Raw genomic sequence first — 17359 nt, forward strand, 5'->3', positions numbered from 1 at the left:
CGCTTACGCCCGCTCCCCCTCGCCACGTCGATATTCCTGGCGGCATGCGCATCGGGTCCTGCCCAGAAGCCGGCACCGGCGCCTGCGCCCTCCCCGGCCCCGCAGCCGGTCGCATCCAATCAGCCGGTGCGCCCGCAGCCCGCGCCGGCGACGAGCTATACCGCCGACGACAGCAACGTCTGGCAGAACCTGCGCAGCAGCTTCGCCATGGCCGACTGCGATGCCGATCCGGGCATCACGATGTGGGCTCGCCGCTACACCAGCAATCCCGAGCGTTTCGAGGACCAGCTCGCCGCGGCGGCACCGCGGCTCGCCTACGTGCAGCAGGTGGCGGCGCGCCACAACGTGGCCGGCGAATTTGCATTGATCCCTTGGGTGGAAAGCCAGTACCGCCCCATCGCCGGTAGCAAGGGCATGCCGGCTGGCATGTGGCAGATCATGCCGCAGACCGCCAATGCCATGGGTATTCGCGTCGACAAGAATTTCGATGGCCGCATGGACGTGCCGGCCGCGACCGACGCCATCATGGCGCTACTCAGCCGTTACCACGACGACCTTGGTGACTGGCGACTCGTGGATTACGCGTTCAATGCCGGCGAGTTCGGCATCAAGCGCGTGGTGAGCCAGCACGGTTCACCGCCGGCCGAACCGGTGATTCCGAAAATGCCCGTCAAGCCGGTGACGCGCGAGCATCTGGTCAAGCTGCTGGCCATCGCCTGCGTCATTCGCGACCCGGGTCGATTCAACGTCAGCCTGCCCACCCTGTCCTCGGAGCAACGCCTGGTCACGGTGAGCGTCGACAACTCCATGCCCATCGCGCGCGCCGCCAGCCATGCCGGCATGTCGACGGATGAACTGAAGGACATCAATGCCGCATTCCGCAATGGCATGGTGGACACCAACGCATCGCCGTATCTGCTGCTGCCCAGCAACAAGGTCCAGCAGTTCCGAAATTCGCTGCTTGCCGAAAACAACAACGGCACGCAGAACGTACCCGGCACGGCAACGCTACCGCCCCTGGGCGCGGCACTGAGCGCAGCCGATGGCGACGACGCCAGCTCCGCACCGACGAAGTCGAATGGCGGCGGCAAGCGCACCCATACCGTGAAGTCTGGCGAGAGCCTGTGGTCCATTGCCCGCCGATATTCGGTGGACATCAAGCAACTCGAGCTCTGGAATCACTTGCAGGGTGCCGTCGTCAAACCGGGGCAGATCCTCAAGGTGAGCGCGCCAGGCTGACCCGGTTCCGGCGCATCGGGCCGGCACGCACGACCCAACGAAGAAGGGCGGCCCAAGGCCGCCCTTCTTTTTCATCATTGCCGATGGCGTTGCCGATCACATGCGATCGGCAGCGATCTTGATCTCGGTCTTGGCCTTCAGCGCATCGATGAAGCCCTGCGTGGCGAGAATGCCGTAAGCCTGGGCCATCTGGTCACGCAGCGTGCTGCGCTGCTCGGCCGTGATCTTGCTGAGGTCGCCGTCCTGGACCTTGTCCACGGCCACCAGCGCATAGTTGCCGTCATGGGTGGCGACGCGGGCAAACTCGGCCTTGCCGCCAGCGGGATGCGGCAGCAGGAAGGCCTGCTGGAGCACTTCGGGCGCCACGCCCTGCTGCATGCGCACGGCGTCCGCCGTGGTCTGCACGGTCGCACCGGCGGAGCTCGCCACGGCCTGCATGTCCTCGCCCTTCTGCAGGCGCGCCAGCAAGGCATCGGCGTGCTTCTGCTCCTCGGCAGCCGTGCGCTCATCGAGAATCTTCTGGCGCACCTGATCCTTCACTTCGGCCAGCGGACGCGCGGCGGCCGGCACGTGCTTGTCCACGCGCACCACCACGGCATGATCCTGCCCGAGGTCAATCAGGCCCGAGTTGTTGCCCTGCGTGAGCACGTCGTCGGAGAACGCCGCCTGGATCAGCTTCGGATTCGCGAGAATGCCCTCCCCACCCTTGCGGGAGAACAGCTCGGTCGTCTTGACCGGCAGCTTCAGCTCCTGCGCGGCAGGATCCAGCGTCGAGGGATTCTGATAGGTCTGGTCGGTGAGCTTGCCGGCCAGTTCGTTGTACTGGCGGTCGCGCTCGGTCGAGGTGTAATCCTTCGCGATCTGGTCGCGCACTTCCGCGAAGGGCTTCGCATCGCCGCTGCGCACGTCGCGCAGCCACAGCACGTGATAACCCTCGTCGGACAGCACCGGCTTGGAAATCTGGCCCTTCTGCAGGGCAAACAATGCGGAGTCGAATGCGGCGTTCGTCACGCCCTTTTCCAGCCAACCCAGGTCACCGCCAGAGCGCTTGGAGCCCAGGTCGTCCGAATCCTCGGTGGCGAGCTTGGCGAAATTCTCGGGCGTGGCCTCGCTGGCAATCTTCTCGGCCTTGGCGAGCGCAGCCTTCTGCTGGTCCGGCGTCGCGTTCTTCGGCACATTCACCAGGATGTGCGACACCAGGCGCTGCTCCGGCTGCACGAAGCGCTGCTTTTCCTGCTCGTAGCGCTTCTTCAGGTCGTCCTCGCTCGGCTGCGCGTCGATCTTCAGATCGGCGCCATTGACCTCGATGTACTTCAGCGACACCTGCTCCGGATTCATGAAATCGGCCTGATGCTCCTTGTAGTAGGCATCGAGCTGGGCATCGGTGACGGTGGTGTCCGTGAGCGTGGGGCGCGGCACCGCAAACCAGCGCAGGTCGCGGCGCTGGTACAGCAGGCCAAGGTAGCGGTCCATGTCCGCGTCGGTGATGACGGTGCTGGCGATGATCGCGCGCGGCAGCAGGAATGGCTCAAGCGAGGCGCGCTGGCTGTTCTCGAACATCGCAGGCGTCATGTTCTGCGTCGCCAGCACGGCGCGGTACGTGGCCGGATCGAACTGGCCGTTGACCTGGAAGGCCTGCTGGCTGGAGATGCGATCGCGCAGGTCGGCACTGGAAACCTTCATGCCCAAGTCGTCGTTCGCCTGGCGTAGCAGCTGCTCGTTGATCAGCTGATCCAGGATCTGGCGCTTGGTTTCCGGCTTCTCGAATTCCGTGGCATCGAACTGGTCGCCCATGCGAGCCATGGCGTCGCGGCGGGCCTCGTTCATGCGGTCCTGGAAGTCGCGCTGGCTGATCTCGTGCTTGCCAACCATCGCCACGTAGGTATCGGTATGCGAGGCGAAGTACGACTCGATGCCGAAGAACGAGATAGCGAAAACGCAAATGCCCAGAATGACAATGGAAGGCCATCCGTGAAGCTTGTTACGCAATGCCTGCAGCATGGAAATGTTCCCGGGCTCTCGTTGTTCGGTGCACCAAAGTGCGGGGTACTCAAATGGCAAGGGCGCCACACGGGCGCCCTTGCGAACTGTGGCGGAGCGGACGGGACTCGAACCCGCGACCTCCGGCGTGACAGGCCAGCATTCTAACCGACTGAACTACCGCTCCGCATATTTCTGGTGGGTGCTGTAGGGATCGAACCTACGACCCTCGCCTTGTAAGGGCGACGCTCTACCGCTGAGCTAAGCACCCGAAACTAAGCAAGTAGCCGCTTAGTTTAGGGCATCCTTGAGGGTCTTGCCAGCCTTGAACGCCGGAACCTTCGAGGCCTTGATCTTGATCGTCTCGTTGGTGCGCGGGTTACGGCCGGTACGAGCCGCACGCTTGCGCACGGTGAAGGTGCCAAAGCCGACCACCGACACGTCGTCACCCTTCTTCAGCGCCTTCTGCACGGTCTCGAAGAACGCTTCGAGAGCACGGCCGGCGTCAGCCTTGGTGAGTTCGGCCTTCTCGGCAATGGCATTGATCAGATCGGTTTTATTCATTGAGACACTCCCTTAAACGGTTATGCAGCCCGCGTGGTCATTCTGGGACCAGGCGACGTCGCCTCGAGACTAGGCACCGGGACATCACCAAGCAACCCCGCATCACTGCGCATCTCGCTTGGCGTCAGGCTGCGGTGCCGCCTTTATACCAGTGCCCCCCAGGGTCCGCAATGACAAGCAATACCAAGGCTTCGCGCGGTTCAGCATGATTTGGAGCGCTTGCAAAGTACGTGCTGAAACGCTATGCGACGACGACCTTCACGGCTGTGATCCGGATACGAAAACGGGCGGTTGCCCGCCCGTTTTCATGGACTGCATCACAGGTCAGTGAGGCCGCGTGTACGGCTCCTGGTCCTGCGACTCTTCCCGCGGCGCGTCGACCTTCGGCTTGTCGCCGTCGCCGGCCTGACGCGGCTGCAGCGCGCGCTCCAGCGCGATGTCCAGCACCTCGTCGATCCAGCGCACCGGATGGATGTCCAGCGAAGCGGTGATGTTCTCCGGAATGTCCGCCAGATCCTTCTTGTTTTCATCCGGAATGATCACCGTGGTGATGCCACCGCGATGCGCCGCCAGCAGTTTCTCCTTCAGGCCACCGATGGGCAGCACGCGACCGCGCAGAGTGATCTCGCCGGTCATCGCGACCTCGGAGCGCACCGGCACCTTGGTCAGCGCCGACACCAGCGCCGTGCACATGGCGATACCCGCACTCGGGCCATCCTTGGGCGTGGCACCTTCCGGCACATGGATATGGATGTCGTATTTCTCGTGGAAATCCGCCTCGATACCCAGCCGTTCGGCCCGCGCACGCACCACCGACAAGGCCGCCTGGATCGACTCCTTCATGACGTCGCCGAGCTGGCCGGTGTGCACCAGACGCCCCTTGCCAGGGACCACCGAGGCTTCGATGCTGAGCAGATCGCCGCCCACCTGGGTCCAGGCCAGGCCCGTGACCAAACCAACCTCGTTCTGCAATTCCTTGCGGCCGAAGTCGAAGCGGCGCACGCCCAGGTAGTGCTCCAGATTCTCCGAATCGACCACCACGCGACCGGGCGCCTTCGACTTGGATTTGGCCGTCTTTACGGCCGCAACCGCCTTCTTGATCTCGCCCTTGGCGAGGTTCTTGGCCACGGCGCCCTTCTTGACCTGACCCAGCGCCAGCTCCTTCACCACCTTGCGGCAGATCTTGGACACTTCGCGCTCGAGGTTGCGTACGCCCGATTCGCGCGTGTAGTAACGCACGATGTCGCGCACGGCGCTCTCGTCGACGCTGAGCTCCTCCGGCTTCAGGCCATTGGCCTTCAGCTGCTTGGGCAGCAGGTACTTCTGGGCGATGTTGAGCTTCTCATCCTCGGTATAGCCCGGGATGCGGATGACTTCCATGCGGTCCAGCAGCGGGCCCGGGATGTTCAGCGAGTTGGCCGTGGCAATCCACATCACCTCGGACAGGTCGAGGTCGACCTCCAGGTAGTGATCGTTGAACGCGTGGTTCTGCTCAGGGTCGAGCACTTCGAGTAACGCCGACGACGGATCGCCGCGGAAGTCCATCGACATCTTGTCGATCTCGTCCAGCACGAACAGCGGGTTCTTCGAGCCGACCTTGTTGAGGTTCTGCACGATGCGGCCCGGCATGGAGCCGATATAGGTGCGGCGATGGCCACGGATCTCGGCCTCGTCGCGCACGCCGCCCAGGCTCATGCGAACGAATTTGCGGTTGGTCGCCTTGGCGATCGATTGACCCAGCGAGGTCTTGCCCACGCCCGGCGGACCCACCAGGCACAGGATGGGGCCGCGCATGGTGTTCACGCGCTGCTGCACCGCCAGGTACTCGAGGATGCGCTCCTTGACCTTCTCCAGGCCAAAGTGGTCGGCGTCCAGCACTTCCTGGGCAAGCTGGAGATCCTTGCGGACCTTGCTCTTCTTTTTCCAGGGAACGCCCACCAGCCAGTCCAGGTAGTTGCGCACCACCGTGGCTTCGGCCGACATGGGCGACATCTGGCGCAGCTTGCCGAATTCCTGCCGCGCCTTGGCCAGCACCGGCTTGGGCATGCCGGCGGCCTCGATCTTCTTCTGCAGATCCTCGATCTCGTTCGGGGCATCCTCGCCCTCGCCCAGTTCCTTCTGGATGGCCTTCATCTGCTCGTTGAGGTAGTACTCGCGCTGGCTCTTTTCCATCTGCGACTTCACGCGGCCGCGGATGCGCTTTTCCACCTGCTGCAGGTCCATCTCGCCATCGACGAGGCCGATCAGCAGCTCAAGGCGCTGGCCGACGTCGGCCGTCTCCAGCACCTTCTGCTTGTCGGCCATGCGCACGGACAGATGCGCAGCAATGGAGTCGGCCACGCGCGAGGGATCATCAATGCCCGACAGCGTCGCCAGCACTTCCGGCGGCAGCTTGCGGCTCTGCTTGACCAACTGCTCGAACAGGGACACGAGCGTGCGCGACACCACGTCGAGTTCGCGCTCCTTCGTGCTGTAGACCGGCTCGATGATGCGCGAGGTGGCGGTCAGCATGCCGCCCTCTTCGTCGTATTTCTCGATCTGCACGCGCGCCTGGCCTTCGACCAGCACCTTCACGGTGCCGTCGGGCAGCTTCAGCAGCTGGAGCACGCCAGCGACCGTGCCGATTTCATGCAGGTCGCCGATCTTGGGGTCGTCGATATCCGGGCTCTTTTGCGCCACCAGCAGGATCTGGCGCTCGCCCTCCATCGCGCGCTCGAGCGCACGCATGGACTTGTCGCGCCCAACGAACAGCGGAATGACCATGTGGGGATACACCACCACGTCACGCAGTGGCAACACCGGCAGGGCGTCCAGCGTGGCTCCAGCGGTCTGGGGATTGGGGGCGGTCTTTGCCATCGAAGAGAATCTCTTGTGATGAATTCGTCTTTGCGCCCGACACTGCGCCGGGTGCGTCTGTACGTCAAGTGGTGGTTCCTGGGTGCGCACTCAAGTGCATGAACCGCCACGCAAACAAAATGGCCCCGGCATTTCTGCCGGGGCCATTCAAGTCACTTGGGGCGCATGAACCGCTCAGGCGGCGTCGCCACCCTCGCCTGCCGCACGCGGCTGCTTGAGGTTGCCGCGATAGATGAGGTACGGCTCGGCCTGGCCCTCGATCACGGCGTCGTCCACCACGACCTTGCTGACGTGTTCCAGCGACGGCAACTCGTACATGGTGTCCAGCAGCACCTGCTCCAGGATGGTGCGCAGGCCACGGGCGCCGGTCTTGCGCTTGAGCGCCTTGCGGGCGATCGCCTGCAGCGCCTCCGGGCGGAACTCCAGCTCCACGCCTTCCATCTCGAACAGCTTCTTGAACTGCTTGGTGACGGCGTTCTTGGGCTCGGTGAGGATCTTCACCAGCGCCGGCTCGTCGAGCTCATCGAGCGTGGCCACCACCGGCAGACGGCCGACGAACTCGGGGATCAGGCCGTAACGCACCAGATCCGACGGCTCGACGTCGGCGAGCAGCTTGCCCAGGTTTTCCTTGCGCTCCTTGCTGCGGACCTCGGCGGAGAAGCCGATGCCGACGGTCTCGGAACGCTGCTGGATCACCTTTTCCAGGCCCGCGAATGCGCCGCCGCAGATGAACAGGATGTTCTTGGTGTCCACCTGCAGGAATTCCTGCTGCGGATGCTTGCGACCGCCCTGCGGCGGCACCGAGGCGAGCGTGCCCTCGATGAGCTTGAGCAAGGCCTGCTGCACGCCTTCGCCGGACACGTCGCGGGTGATCGACGGGTTCTCGCTCTTGCGCGAGATCTTGTCGATTTCGTCGATGTACACGATACCCGACTGCGCCTTGTCGACGTCGTAGTCGCACTTCTGCAGCAGCTTCTGGATGATGTTTTCCACGTCCTCGCCCACATAGCCGGCTTCGGTCAGCGTAGTGGCGTCGGCGATGGTGAACGGCACGTTGAGCAGGCGCGCCAGCGTTTCGGCCAGCAGCGTCTTGCCCGAGCCGGTCGGGCCGATCAGGAGGATGTTGGACTTGCCGAGCTCGACGTCATCGCTCTTCTGGCGCGATTCCATGCGCTTGTAGTGGTTGTACACGGCCACCGCGAGCGCCTTCTTGGCGCGCGTCTGGCCGACCACGTACTGGTCGAGCGTTTCCATGATCTCGCGGGGCTTGGGCAGCTGGCTGCGCCCGGAGGCGGCCTTCTCCTCCAGCTCCTCGCGGATGATGTCGTTGCACAGCTCTACGCATTCGTCGCAGATGAACACGGACGGACCCGCGATCAGCTTGCGCACTTCATGCTGGCTCTTGCCGCAGAAGGAGCAGTAGAGAATCTTGCCGCTGTCGTTGGAACGGCCCTGACGGTCGTCGCTCATGCCTGGATCCTGCTAGTAAATCGATTGCAGTTTGAGAATAGCACAGCGTTCCGCGTCTGCAGCCAGACGCGGAACGACTTGCAAACCCGGGACCAAATGCCTGAAATCAGGCCGATTTCACCGTCTCGACGGCGCGGCGGTCCAGAACCTGGTCAATCAGGCCGTATTCCTTGGCGGCCTCGGCGCTCATGAAGCGGTCGCGCTCCATGTCCCGCTCGATCTTGTCCAGGGGCTGGCCGGTATGCTGAACGTAGATATCGTTCAGGCGGCGGCGCAGGTACAGGATTTCCTGGGCCTGGATCTCGATGTCGGTGGCCTGGCCACGGGCGCCGCCCGAGGGCTGGTGGATCATCACGCGCGAATTGGGCAGCGAGTAACGCTTGCCCTTGGCGCCGGCCATCAGCAGCAGCGAGGCGGCGCTGCAGGCCTGGCCAATGCACATGGTGCTGACGTCGGGCTTGATGAACTGCATGGTGTCGTAGATCGCCAGCCCGGCGGTGACGGCACCGCCCGGGCTGTTGATGTACAGATGGATGTCCTTGTCCGGGTTTTCCGATTCAAGGAACAGCATCTGCGCGACCAGCAGGTTGGCGACCTGATCGTTCACCTCGCCCACGAGGAAGATCACGCGCTCCTTCAGGAGGCGCGAATAGATGTCGTACGAACGTTCGCCGCGGGCGGTCTGCTCGACGACGATCGGTACCAGGTTGAGGTTCTGGATCGGGTCCATGGCCATGCTTTGTCGCTCTCCGGTTGATTGGCCTGAAGGATGCCTCAGGCGCTGACCGGGCGCATCACCTCGTCGAAGCCCAGGTTCTGCACCGTGGTGTTGGCGTGATCGGCCACCCACTCTGCCACCTGGTCTTCCATGACGCGATTCTGCAGCCCGGACATCAATTGGGGGTCGCGGTTGTAAAGTTCAACAACCTTCTCCGGCTCCTCGTAGGTCGAGGCGATGGCGGCCAGCTGCTCGGCGATGCGGCTGCGGTCGATGGCCAGCGACTGCTTGCGGGCGATCTCACCCATCAGCAGACCGGCGATGACGCGCTTGCGAGCGACCGGGGTGGCGGCGTCGATCAGCTGCGGCGGCACCTGCTGGCCACGCGGGATGCTGCCCTGCGCCAGCGCGTGGGCCTCGGACTGCACCATCACGTTCGGCACGTCCAGGTCCGGGTGGGCGTTGGCGAGCTTCTCGGCCACTTCGGACTTCAGGCGGGCCATCAGGGTGGCCTTCAGTTCGCGCTCGAGGTTGGCGCGCACTTCCTTGCGGAACTTCTCCAGGTCACCGTCGGCGATGCCGAACAGCTGGGCGAACTCGGCGTCCACTTCCGGCAGCTTCGGCTCCTGCACCTTGATGATCTTGAAATGGCACTGGGCGGTCTTGCCGGCCAGGCTCTCGTTGCGGAAGTCAGCCGGGAACTCGACGTCGGCGTCGAACTCGTCATCGGCCTTGCGGCCGGTCAGCACGTCGTCCAGCGCCTTGAACAGGTTGCCCGAGCCGAGCACGCTGCCGGCGCGCTCCAGGCCTTCGGCCGGGAAGCGGTAGTCGCCCGCCTGGGCGGAGTATTCGAACATCACGAAGTCGCCCTCGGCCGAGGCGCGCTCGACCGGGTCGAAGCTGCGGCGCTGCAGGCGCAGGGTTTCGATCATCTTCTCGATGTCGGCATCGGTGACTTCGGCCACCGGGCGGCTGATCTCGAGCTTGGCGACGTCGATTTCCGGGAACTCCGGCATCACTTCGAACGTGGCGGTGTAGGCGATTTCACCGTTTTCCGGGCGGCCGGTGGTGTCGATGGCCGGGTTGGCGATCGGACGCAGGTTTTCCTGGTTGACGGCTTCGCGCAGCGTGCTGCCGATCAGGTCGGAGAGCACTTCGCCACGCACCTGGTCACCGAAGCGCTGCTGAATCACCGCGGTCGGCACCTTGCCCGGGCGGAAGCCCTTGAGGCGCACCGTGCGACCCATTTCGGCGATGCGGGCGCTCACCTGCGACTCGAAACGCTCCGCCGGGAACTTCACCGTGAGCTTGCGCTCGAGCTTGCCGACGTTTTCAACCGAAACCTGCATGACGTCTCCTGGTGTACCGGTAAGGGCGCCCGTCAAAGGCGCCTGGCGGCTCCGGGCCGCCTTCAGATAAAGAAAAATCAAAGGGATGGTGCGAAAGGAGGGACTCGAACCCTCACGGGGTTACCCGCTGGAACCTAAATCCAGTGCGTCTACCAATTCCGCCACTTTCGCATCAGAACGCTTGAGAAGAAGTGATCGTAAGCCACGGTTTTACAAGGAAATAAGCAGACCAAAAAGATCCGCATGCCCCGCCCCGCCAGCTTCCGGGCACCCCGCCCCTAAGTCGATGATTCCCTTACACGAAAGCGGGTCATTTTACGGTTCCGGTGGGCGGCAGCACAAGCGGGGAACGATGGCCAGCCAGCGATCCCGGCGTCACCGCACTGCCTCCCTGGAAACGACCTTCCGCCCGCCGTCAAAGCTCCCGCAGCACGCGGAAACCCACGCGCCCGCTGCGCACGCTCGCGTCGGCGCCCTGGCGGTAGGCCGAGCGCACCTGGTCCGGCGAACTGCCCCAGGAGCCGCCGCGGACCACGCGAACGCCACAGCCCGGGTTGACCCAGGCGCTGCCATCGCGCGGGGCGCGCAGGTAGCTGTCGTGCCAGCAGTCCTGCACCCATTCGGAGACATTGCCGTCGATGTCGTACAGCCCGAACCCGTTGGCGGCAAAACTCATGACCGGCGCCGGTCCCCAATAACCATCGCGATAGCCTTGGAAGGCGTTGCTCCAGCGGCGGCCGCTGGGCGAGCGGTCTCCGGACCCTGTGAGATTTTCCACCTTGCCGGTCGGTGCACCGTCACCCCACCAATAGCGGGAAGTGGTCCCCGCGCGCAGGGCGTACTCGAATTCCGCCTCGCTGGGCAGGCGGTAGGTCTTGCCGGTGCGCTGGCTCAACCAGTCGACGTAGGCCTTGGCGTCGCCCCAGGACACGTTCACCACCGGCAGCCGGCTGTCGGCGCTCTTGCCGGCGTAATCGTCCTGCCAGGTGGCGCTGGTGTCGTCGCGCATGGCGCCGGTGCTTTCGTCGTAGACACTGGCGCCGCCCAGCTTCACCGAGTCCGGCTGATAGCCGCTGGCGCGGACGAACTCGCGGAACTGCCCCACGGTGATGGCCGTGCGGGACAGCGCAAAGCCCTTGGCGATGGTGACCTCGTGCTGCGGCGTCTCGGCGTCCTCGCGTCCGGTTTCGTTATCGGGCGCGCCCATCTGGAAGCTGCCGGTGGGCACGACCACCATGGATGGCGTCTGCCCGGGAATATCGACGAAGCGATCGGTGAAGATCTGCCCCGGCTTGTAGCTCGCGTACAGGCGCGCATTGGTCAGCCGCTCGGCGAATTCGTTGAGGCCGGCCAAGTCCGGACTGATCGCCTTGGCCTGGTCCGCCAGCTGCTGCGCCAGCGCGAGGTTGCCGGCGTCCAGCGCCGAACGCGCCTGGGCAAGCAAGCCGGTGGCGCGCGCCTGACGCATGCTGTCGACGCGGCCATGCACGTCGCGCAAGGCCTGCGAATCGGGCGCCACCTGCGCCGCCTCGGTCAGTGCCTGGTCGGCCGCCTTGAAGTCGTTCTGGGCCACCGCCGCCAGCGCGCGATCGAGAATGGCGCGCTGCACCTGCAGCGTGCCCTGGGCGGCAACGGCGTTGTCCGGGTCCAACTGCTGCACCTGCCGGTAGAGTTCCAGGGCATTGTTGCCGGCCGGCTGATCGGCATGGCCCTGCTGCAGCAAGGTCGCCGCCTTGGCAAGCAGCGGGCGCACCTGGGCGAGTACCTTCAGCTTGCCCTGTAGCTGGTTCACGTCATCCGTGGATTCCGGAATCTGCTTGAGCGTATCGAGCAGATCGCTGGCCGAATCGGCGTCGCCCACGGCCACATCCTGATTGATCTCCGCGACCAGGCGCGCGCGCACTTCGAACAAGCCCTGCGCCGCGCGTCGGCTATCGGGCTTGTCCTTGAGCGCCTGCGCGAACAACGCCGCCGCGCTGTTCGGATCGCCCGCCAGTTGCCCGGCCTTGAGTGCCTTTTCGGCGCGGGCGATCAGCGCCTCGACCTCGGGCGTATCCGCGCTCAGCTGCTCGGGAAGGTTGGTGTTCTTCTTGCTCAGGCGCGCCACCACCACGTCCGTGGGCGCCAGTGTCAGCGGCGGCCCGGCGTCGACTTCCGACGGCTCGGGCGGGCGCGAGGACAACGCGGGCGCCGACGTACTCGCCGGCCCCAGGTTCATGGCGCGATGCGTGGCCGTGGTCGATGGCTCGACATGGAACACGCGCGGAAAGAAGTGATAGACGAGTGCGAGCCCCAGCACGACGACGCCCACGGCACCGCCGAAGGATCGCTGTCGTCGTACGGTTTCCTTGCTCGGCATGTTTGGGCGTCCCTGGGTGGCCTGCTATGGTGGCGGTCTAAACCATAGGCACAAACCGATGTCAGGACAATGCACACGCACATGTCCTGCATCGCCAGGAAGACGCATGCAACAAGAAACCTCCCTTGCGCCCGACGCCGCGTGGATTCAGCAGCGCGACGACCTGCAGGACTGGCTGGCGCAACTGCCGGACGATGCGGCGCTGGGCTTCGACACCGAATTCATGCGTCGGAACACGTTCTATCCGCAGCTGGCGCTGATCCAGCTGGGATGGAACGGGCGCTACGCGCTGGTCGACCCGCTGGCTTTCGATATCGGCAATGCGCTGCAGCCGCTGATCGGCGATGGCCACGCAGTGACCGTGATGCACAGCGCGAGCGAGGACCTGGAAGCGTTGTCCCCTTTCCTGCCCCACGGCCCGCGCCAGCTGTTCGATACGCAGATCGCCGCCGCCTTCGTCGGCATGGGCCTGGGCATCAGCTATCGCGCCCTGGTGGCCGAGCTGGCCGGCGCGGAACTGGACAAGGGCGAAACCCGCTCCGACTGGCTGCAACGTCCGCTGACCGACTCGCAGCGCGCCTACGCCACGCTGGATGTGGTCTATCTCAAGACGGTGCACGAACAACTGGCCGAGCGGCTGGCGCAGCATGACCGCGCGGCCTGGCACGCGGAGGATTGCGAACGCCTGAAGCGCCGCGCCTGCTATCGCGAGGGCGATCCGCAGCCGCAGCGTGGTTTCCGCAGCGCCGCCGACTGGCGCCCCGAGCAACGCGCCCTGCTTCGCCGCGTGCTGCTGTGGCGGGACCAGTCCGCGCGCACGCTGGACCGTCCGCGTCCCTGGCTGCTCGAAGACGCCGCCGCCATGAGCCTGGTGCAGCAGCCGCCACGCTCGGCCAATGAACTGGACGAGCGCACGCGCGGGCAACGCGCCCTGCGCGCTCCGCAACGCGCCGAATTGCTCGATGTGCTGCAGCGGGCCGTCGATGCGGACGAGGTGGCCGCCACGGAAGCCATTCCGGAGTCGCCGCAAGGCGACGCCAAGCGCGCGCTTTCCGCCATGAAGGACCGCGTCGACCAATGTGCCGCCGAGCTGGACCTGCCCGCCGGCCTGCTGTGTCCGCGCAAGGTATTGGAGGAATACGTGGTCACCGCCGAGTGGCCCGAATTCCTCGAAGGCTGGCGCCGCCCCATCCTGTTCGAGCCACTGAGCCGCCTGCTACCCTGAGTCAGATGTTGGGGGCTTGGCGAACGCCGGAGGTCGCTGCTAATATCATCGGCTCATGTGGGGCCATAGCTCAGCTGGGAGAGCGCGTCGTTCGCAATGACGAGGTCGGGAGTTCGATCCTCCCTGGCTCCACCACTTCTTAAGCACGCAAACAGCGCTTGATGCCACCGGCATGAAGCGCTGTTTTGTTTTGGGCGGCCGCATCGCTGCCGATCGCGCGCGACATCGAACAGGCAGCGCGCCAGTAGCCCGCTCTCAGTTCACCAGCGGCGGCTCGTTCACCACCGGGCGGCGCACGCTCAGCGCCGTTCCCGCGGCGGCCACGATGATGGCGGCGATCGCCAGCCACTGCAGCACACTCAGCCGCTCGCTCAGCAGCACCACGCCAGCCATGGCGGCCACGGCCGGCTCCAGGCTCAGCAAGGTACTGAACGTGCGCGCGGGCAATCGGGTCAATGCCACCATTTCCAGCGAATACGGCAGCGCCGAACTGAGCAGCGCGACGCCGAGCGCATAAGGCAGCAGCGCGGGCGACAACAGCGTGGCGCCCGCGTGCGCGACACCAAAGGGAATCACCAGTAAGGCGCCGATCGACGTGCCCCAGGTCACCGCGTCCCCGCCGTGCGCCTCGCCGGCCTTCTTGCCGAATACGATGTACAGGGCCCAGCCAAGGCCAGCCGCCAGCGCATACGCCACGCCCACGGGGTCCAGCGCATGCACCTCGCCATGCAGCGGCAGCAGCAAGGCCAAGCCTGCGACCACCAGGGCGATCCACACGAAATCGATCAGGCGGCGTGAGCTGAAGATGGCCAGCGCCAGCGGTCCGGTGAATTCCAGGGCCACGGCGATGCCCAGCGGAATCGTTCGCAGCGACATGTAGAACACCAGGTTCATGGCGCCCATGGAAAGCCCGTAGGCCCACAGCGCGGCCCAGTTCGGCCGCTGCCCCAGCCGGCGCCATGGCCGCCGCCACAGCAGCAGGATCAGCGCACTGAGACCCAGGCGATACGCGGTGGCGCCCTGCGCGCCCACGGCGGGAAACAGATGCTTCGCCAGCGAGGCGCCGCACTGGTAGGACACCATGCTGACCAGCAACGCGCCGATCGCCAAGGCGACCGGGCCGACCGGGGAACGAGAGGACATGTGGGGAATCGCGATGGAACGATGCGCACATCATGCCTGCAGATATTTGCGAAGCCCACTGCCCACACAGCTCCAACACCGCGATTGCTGACAGATTCCGTCAGCAAGGCAGGCGCCGGCCGCCATGCGACACCGAAAGACCTTGCGCATTCGCTGACTGCAAGGAAAACGACAGCGGCATGCCCCTTGATGTCACGCGTGCAGGTCACACTTCCGGCACTGCATGCCGGAAAACGCGGCCGCCACAGTGATCGTCATTCGCCGTCCCTTGGAGATTCGCCAGTCATGACCCCGCAGGAACAACAGCTACTCGAAGATTTCCTCCAGCGCCTTGTCGCTGCCGGCAGCGTGGGCAAGGACGCGCAGGCCGATGCGCTGATCCGCCAGCGCCTGGCCTCGCAGCCGGACGCGCTCTACCTGCTCGTGCAGCGCAGCCTGCTCCAGCAGCAGGCGCTCGACAGCGCGAAGGCGCAGATCGCGCAGCTTCAGGCGCAGCTCGCCTCGCAACAGGGTGGCGGCAGCTTCCTCGGCGGCAAGCCGCCATCCCCGGCCTGGGGCGCCGTGCCTCCGCCGATGCCGCAGCAACCCATGCCGCAACAGCCGGCACCCAGCTGGCGTGATCGCCTGTTCGGCGCCGCGCCGGCACAGCCCGCGCCGGCGGCTCCCAGCTTCCTGTCGCAGGCCGCAACCACCGCCGCAGGCGTGGCGGGCGGCATGTTCCTGTTCGACGGCATCGAGAATCTGCTGGGTGGCCACCATGGCGGTGGCTTCCTTGGTGGCGGGCAGCCCACCGTGGTCGAGAACATCACCGAGAACAACACGTACTACGACGGGGACAAGGATCGCCTCGACAACGACCGCAACCGCGACGACTTCGCCTCGAACGACGATTTCAGTTCGTCGAGCGATTTTGACGACAGCGGCTTCGACGACAACAACTGGGCCTGATTCAAGCAACGTATTGACGCCGGGACGCCTCGCCTTCAAGGGAGGCGTCCCAGACGAAGCCGCGATCGATTTTTACACCGCCTCGGCGCGCGCCAGCGCCCGCAACTGCGAATGCCGCGACTGGCCCAGCTCTTCGCGCAGCGCTTCCACGAAATAGCTGGGCGCCGTCGCCAGGACGCGACGCAATAAGGCGCAGGCTTCCTCGATGCGGCCCTGCTCGGTGAGCACGGAGGCCCAGCTGCACAGGCCGCGATAGTCGCCCTTCTCTGCGGAACCGCGATAAAGCTCGCGGGCGCGCTCCGGGTCCGCGTCGGTTTCCCAGCCGAACTCGTAGTACTGGCCGAGGAAGTGCATGGCACGCCCATGCCCTAGCTCCGCCGCGCGACTGAACCAGTGGAACGCGGCGGCGCGATCGGCCTTTACGCCACGGCCCTGTGCAAGCACGTGCGCGTAGTTGTACATGCCCCAGTCGCAGCCGTGCTCCGCCGACTCGCGATACCACACCGCCGCCAGTTCGTTGTCGACCGCACCGCCCCAACCGTTTTCCAGGCAGCGCCCCAGCATGTTCATGGCCATGGCGTCGCCGTGATGCGCGGCATGCTGGAACCAGTAACGCGCCTCCTCGCCGTTGCGCGCGCAGCCGATCCCTTCCAGGTACATCTGTCCCAGCGCGAGCTGCGAGGCGGCATCGCCGGCCAGTGCCTGCACGCGCAGCATGTGCAGCGCGCGCGGAGGGTCCGACCTCAACAACTTCGGAAAGTCGTCGCAAGCACCCTGTGCGGTCGTCATGTCTCGGACCAGGTGCGCAATAGGTTGTGGTACACGCCGGTCAGGCGCAGCACGTCCGCCTGCGGCGCATTCGCCTGCCCCAGGCTCTGGATGGATACATCCAGTTCCAGAAGCAGACGGCGATGGGCTTCGTCGCGCACCAGGCTCTGGATCCAGAAGGACGCAGCCAACCGCTCGCCGCGCGTCACCGGCTCCACGCGGTGCAGGCTGCTGGCGGGGTAAAGGATCAGATCGCCCGCGGCGAGCTTGACGCTGTGTTCGCCGTAGGTGTCTTCGATCACCAGCTCGCCACCGTCGTACTCGCCGGGCTCGCTGAGGAACAGCGTGGCCGACAGATCCGTGCGCAAAGCCACGTTCTCACCGTTGCGACGGTCACGGCGAACCGCGTTGTCGACGTGCAACCCGAGCGACGGGCCCACCCCGTAGCGATGGAACAGCGGCGGAAAGATATGGCGCGGCAAGGCGCCCGCAAAAAAGGTGGTGTTGCGGGCCAGTGCAGCCTGGATCAGGACGCCCAGCTCGCTGGCCTCCGAGCAGTCTTCCGGCAGCTGCAGGTGATGCCTGGCCCGAGCGGACGTAACGCGGCCACCGTCCCAGGGCGCCTGCGCGAGCCGTCGCCGGCACAGGGCGACTTCATCGGCGTTCAAAACCTCGGGGACGTGCAGCAGCATCCGATTTCCCTATCGTTACCTGTCGACCGCACCCCAGCGGGGTACGGT

The 17359-nt window shown here is 65.3% G+C and carries 13 protein-coding genes and 4 tRNA genes; 4 read left to right on the plus strand and 13 right to left on the minus strand.

Going from position 1 to position 17359, the window contains the following annotated elements:
• The first annotated feature begins 126 nt into the window (after positions 1-126).
• Positions 127-1239 carry a transglycosylase SLT domain-containing protein gene (locus BDW41_RS00695; protein WP_343125747.1) on the plus strand — a complete coding sequence of 371 codons (1113 nt, stop codon included), beginning with the start codon at positions 127-129 and terminating at the stop codon, positions 1237-1239.
• A 96-nt stretch (positions 1240-1335) separates the two neighbouring features.
• On the opposite strand, the gene BDW41_RS00700 is transcribed toward BDW41_RS00695, so the two are convergent.
• The 10 genes from BDW41_RS00700 to BDW41_RS00745 form a co-directional block, all read right to left on the minus strand.
• Positions 1336-3240, minus strand: coding sequence for a SurA N-terminal domain-containing protein (locus BDW41_RS00700; RefSeq protein WP_074547538.1), 1905 nt, complete (start codon positions 3238-3240; stop codon positions 1336-1338).
• An 89-nt stretch (positions 3241-3329) separates the two neighbouring features.
• A tRNA-Asp gene (locus BDW41_RS00705) sits at positions 3330-3406 on the minus strand.
• 9 nt (positions 3407-3415) lie between these two features.
• Positions 3416-3490, minus strand: a tRNA-Val gene (locus tag BDW41_RS00710).
• 20 nt (positions 3491-3510) lie between these two features.
• Positions 3511-3783, minus strand: coding sequence for an HU family DNA-binding protein (locus tag BDW41_RS00715; RefSeq protein ID WP_019465590.1), 273 nt, complete (start codon positions 3781-3783; stop codon positions 3511-3513).
• Between the two features lie 324 nt (positions 3784-4107).
• Positions 4108-6639, minus strand: coding sequence for an endopeptidase La (gene lon, locus BDW41_RS00720; RefSeq protein ID WP_074547537.1), 2532 nt, complete (start codon positions 6637-6639; stop codon positions 4108-4110).
• Positions 6640-6813: 174 nt separating this feature from the next.
• Positions 6814-8109 carry an ATP-dependent Clp protease ATP-binding subunit ClpX gene (clpX, locus tag BDW41_RS00725; RefSeq protein ID WP_074547536.1) on the minus strand — a complete coding sequence of 432 codons (1296 nt, stop codon included), beginning with the start codon at positions 8107-8109 and terminating at the stop codon, positions 6814-6816.
• Between the two features lie 106 nt (positions 8110-8215).
• On the minus strand, positions 8216-8845 hold the full coding sequence (gene clpP / locus BDW41_RS00730; protein WP_074547535.1) for an ATP-dependent Clp endopeptidase proteolytic subunit ClpP: 630 nt from the start codon (positions 8843-8845) through the stop codon (positions 8216-8218).
• Between the two features lie 38 nt (positions 8846-8883).
• Positions 8884-10176 carry a trigger factor gene (gene tig, locus BDW41_RS00735; RefSeq protein WP_074547534.1) on the minus strand — a complete coding sequence of 431 codons (1293 nt, stop codon included), beginning with the start codon at positions 10174-10176 and terminating at the stop codon, positions 8884-8886.
• A gap of 86 nt (positions 10177-10262) precedes the next feature.
• Positions 10263-10347: transfer RNA gene (locus tag BDW41_RS00740), tRNA-Leu, on the minus strand.
• A 244-nt stretch (positions 10348-10591) separates the two neighbouring features.
• Positions 10592-12535, minus strand: a complete 1944-nt coding sequence (locus tag BDW41_RS00745; RefSeq protein WP_074547533.1) for a formylglycine-generating enzyme family protein — start codon at positions 12533-12535, stop codon at positions 10592-10594.
• Positions 12536-12641: 106 nt separating this feature from the next.
• On the opposite strand from BDW41_RS00745, the gene rnd reads away from it, so the two are divergent.
• Positions 12642-13760: a ribonuclease D gene (gene rnd / locus BDW41_RS00750; protein WP_074547532.1), complete on the plus strand. Its 1119-nt coding sequence runs from the start codon at positions 12642-12644 to the stop codon at positions 13758-13760.
• Positions 13761-13819: 59 nt separating this feature from the next.
• Positions 13820-13895 (plus strand) — tRNA-Ala (locus BDW41_RS00755).
• A 120-nt stretch (positions 13896-14015) separates the two neighbouring features.
• Here the strand turns inward: BDW41_RS00755 and BDW41_RS00760 are convergent.
• Complete coding sequence (locus BDW41_RS00760) at positions 14016-14903, minus strand: EamA family transporter (protein ID WP_074547531.1); 888 nt, start codon at positions 14901-14903, stop codon at positions 14016-14018.
• A 285-nt stretch (positions 14904-15188) separates the two neighbouring features.
• Between BDW41_RS00760 and BDW41_RS00765 the strand changes: the two genes are divergently transcribed.
• On the plus strand, positions 15189-15851 hold the full coding sequence (locus BDW41_RS00765; protein ID WP_074547530.1) for a DUF2076 family protein: 663 nt from the start codon (positions 15189-15191) through the stop codon (positions 15849-15851).
• A 72-nt stretch (positions 15852-15923) separates the two neighbouring features.
• On the opposite strand, the gene BDW41_RS00770 is transcribed toward BDW41_RS00765, so the two are convergent.
• Positions 15924-16640 carry a tetratricopeptide repeat protein gene (locus BDW41_RS00770; RefSeq protein ID WP_074547529.1) on the minus strand — a complete coding sequence of 239 codons (717 nt, stop codon included), beginning with the start codon at positions 16638-16640 and terminating at the stop codon, positions 15924-15926.
• Positions 16637-17311 carry a Fe2+-dependent dioxygenase gene (locus BDW41_RS00775; RefSeq protein ID WP_074547528.1) on the minus strand — a complete coding sequence of 225 codons (675 nt, stop codon included), beginning with the start codon at positions 17309-17311 and terminating at the stop codon, positions 16637-16639. The genes BDW41_RS00770 and BDW41_RS00775 overlap by 4 nt, the downstream gene beginning before the upstream one ends.
• Between the last annotated feature and the right edge of the window lie 48 nt (positions 17312-17359).

The organism is Dyella sp. AtDHG13 (assembly GCF_003201105.1).
GTDB lineage: Bacteria > Pseudomonadota > Gammaproteobacteria > Xanthomonadales > Rhodanobacteraceae > Dyella > Dyella jiangningensis_B.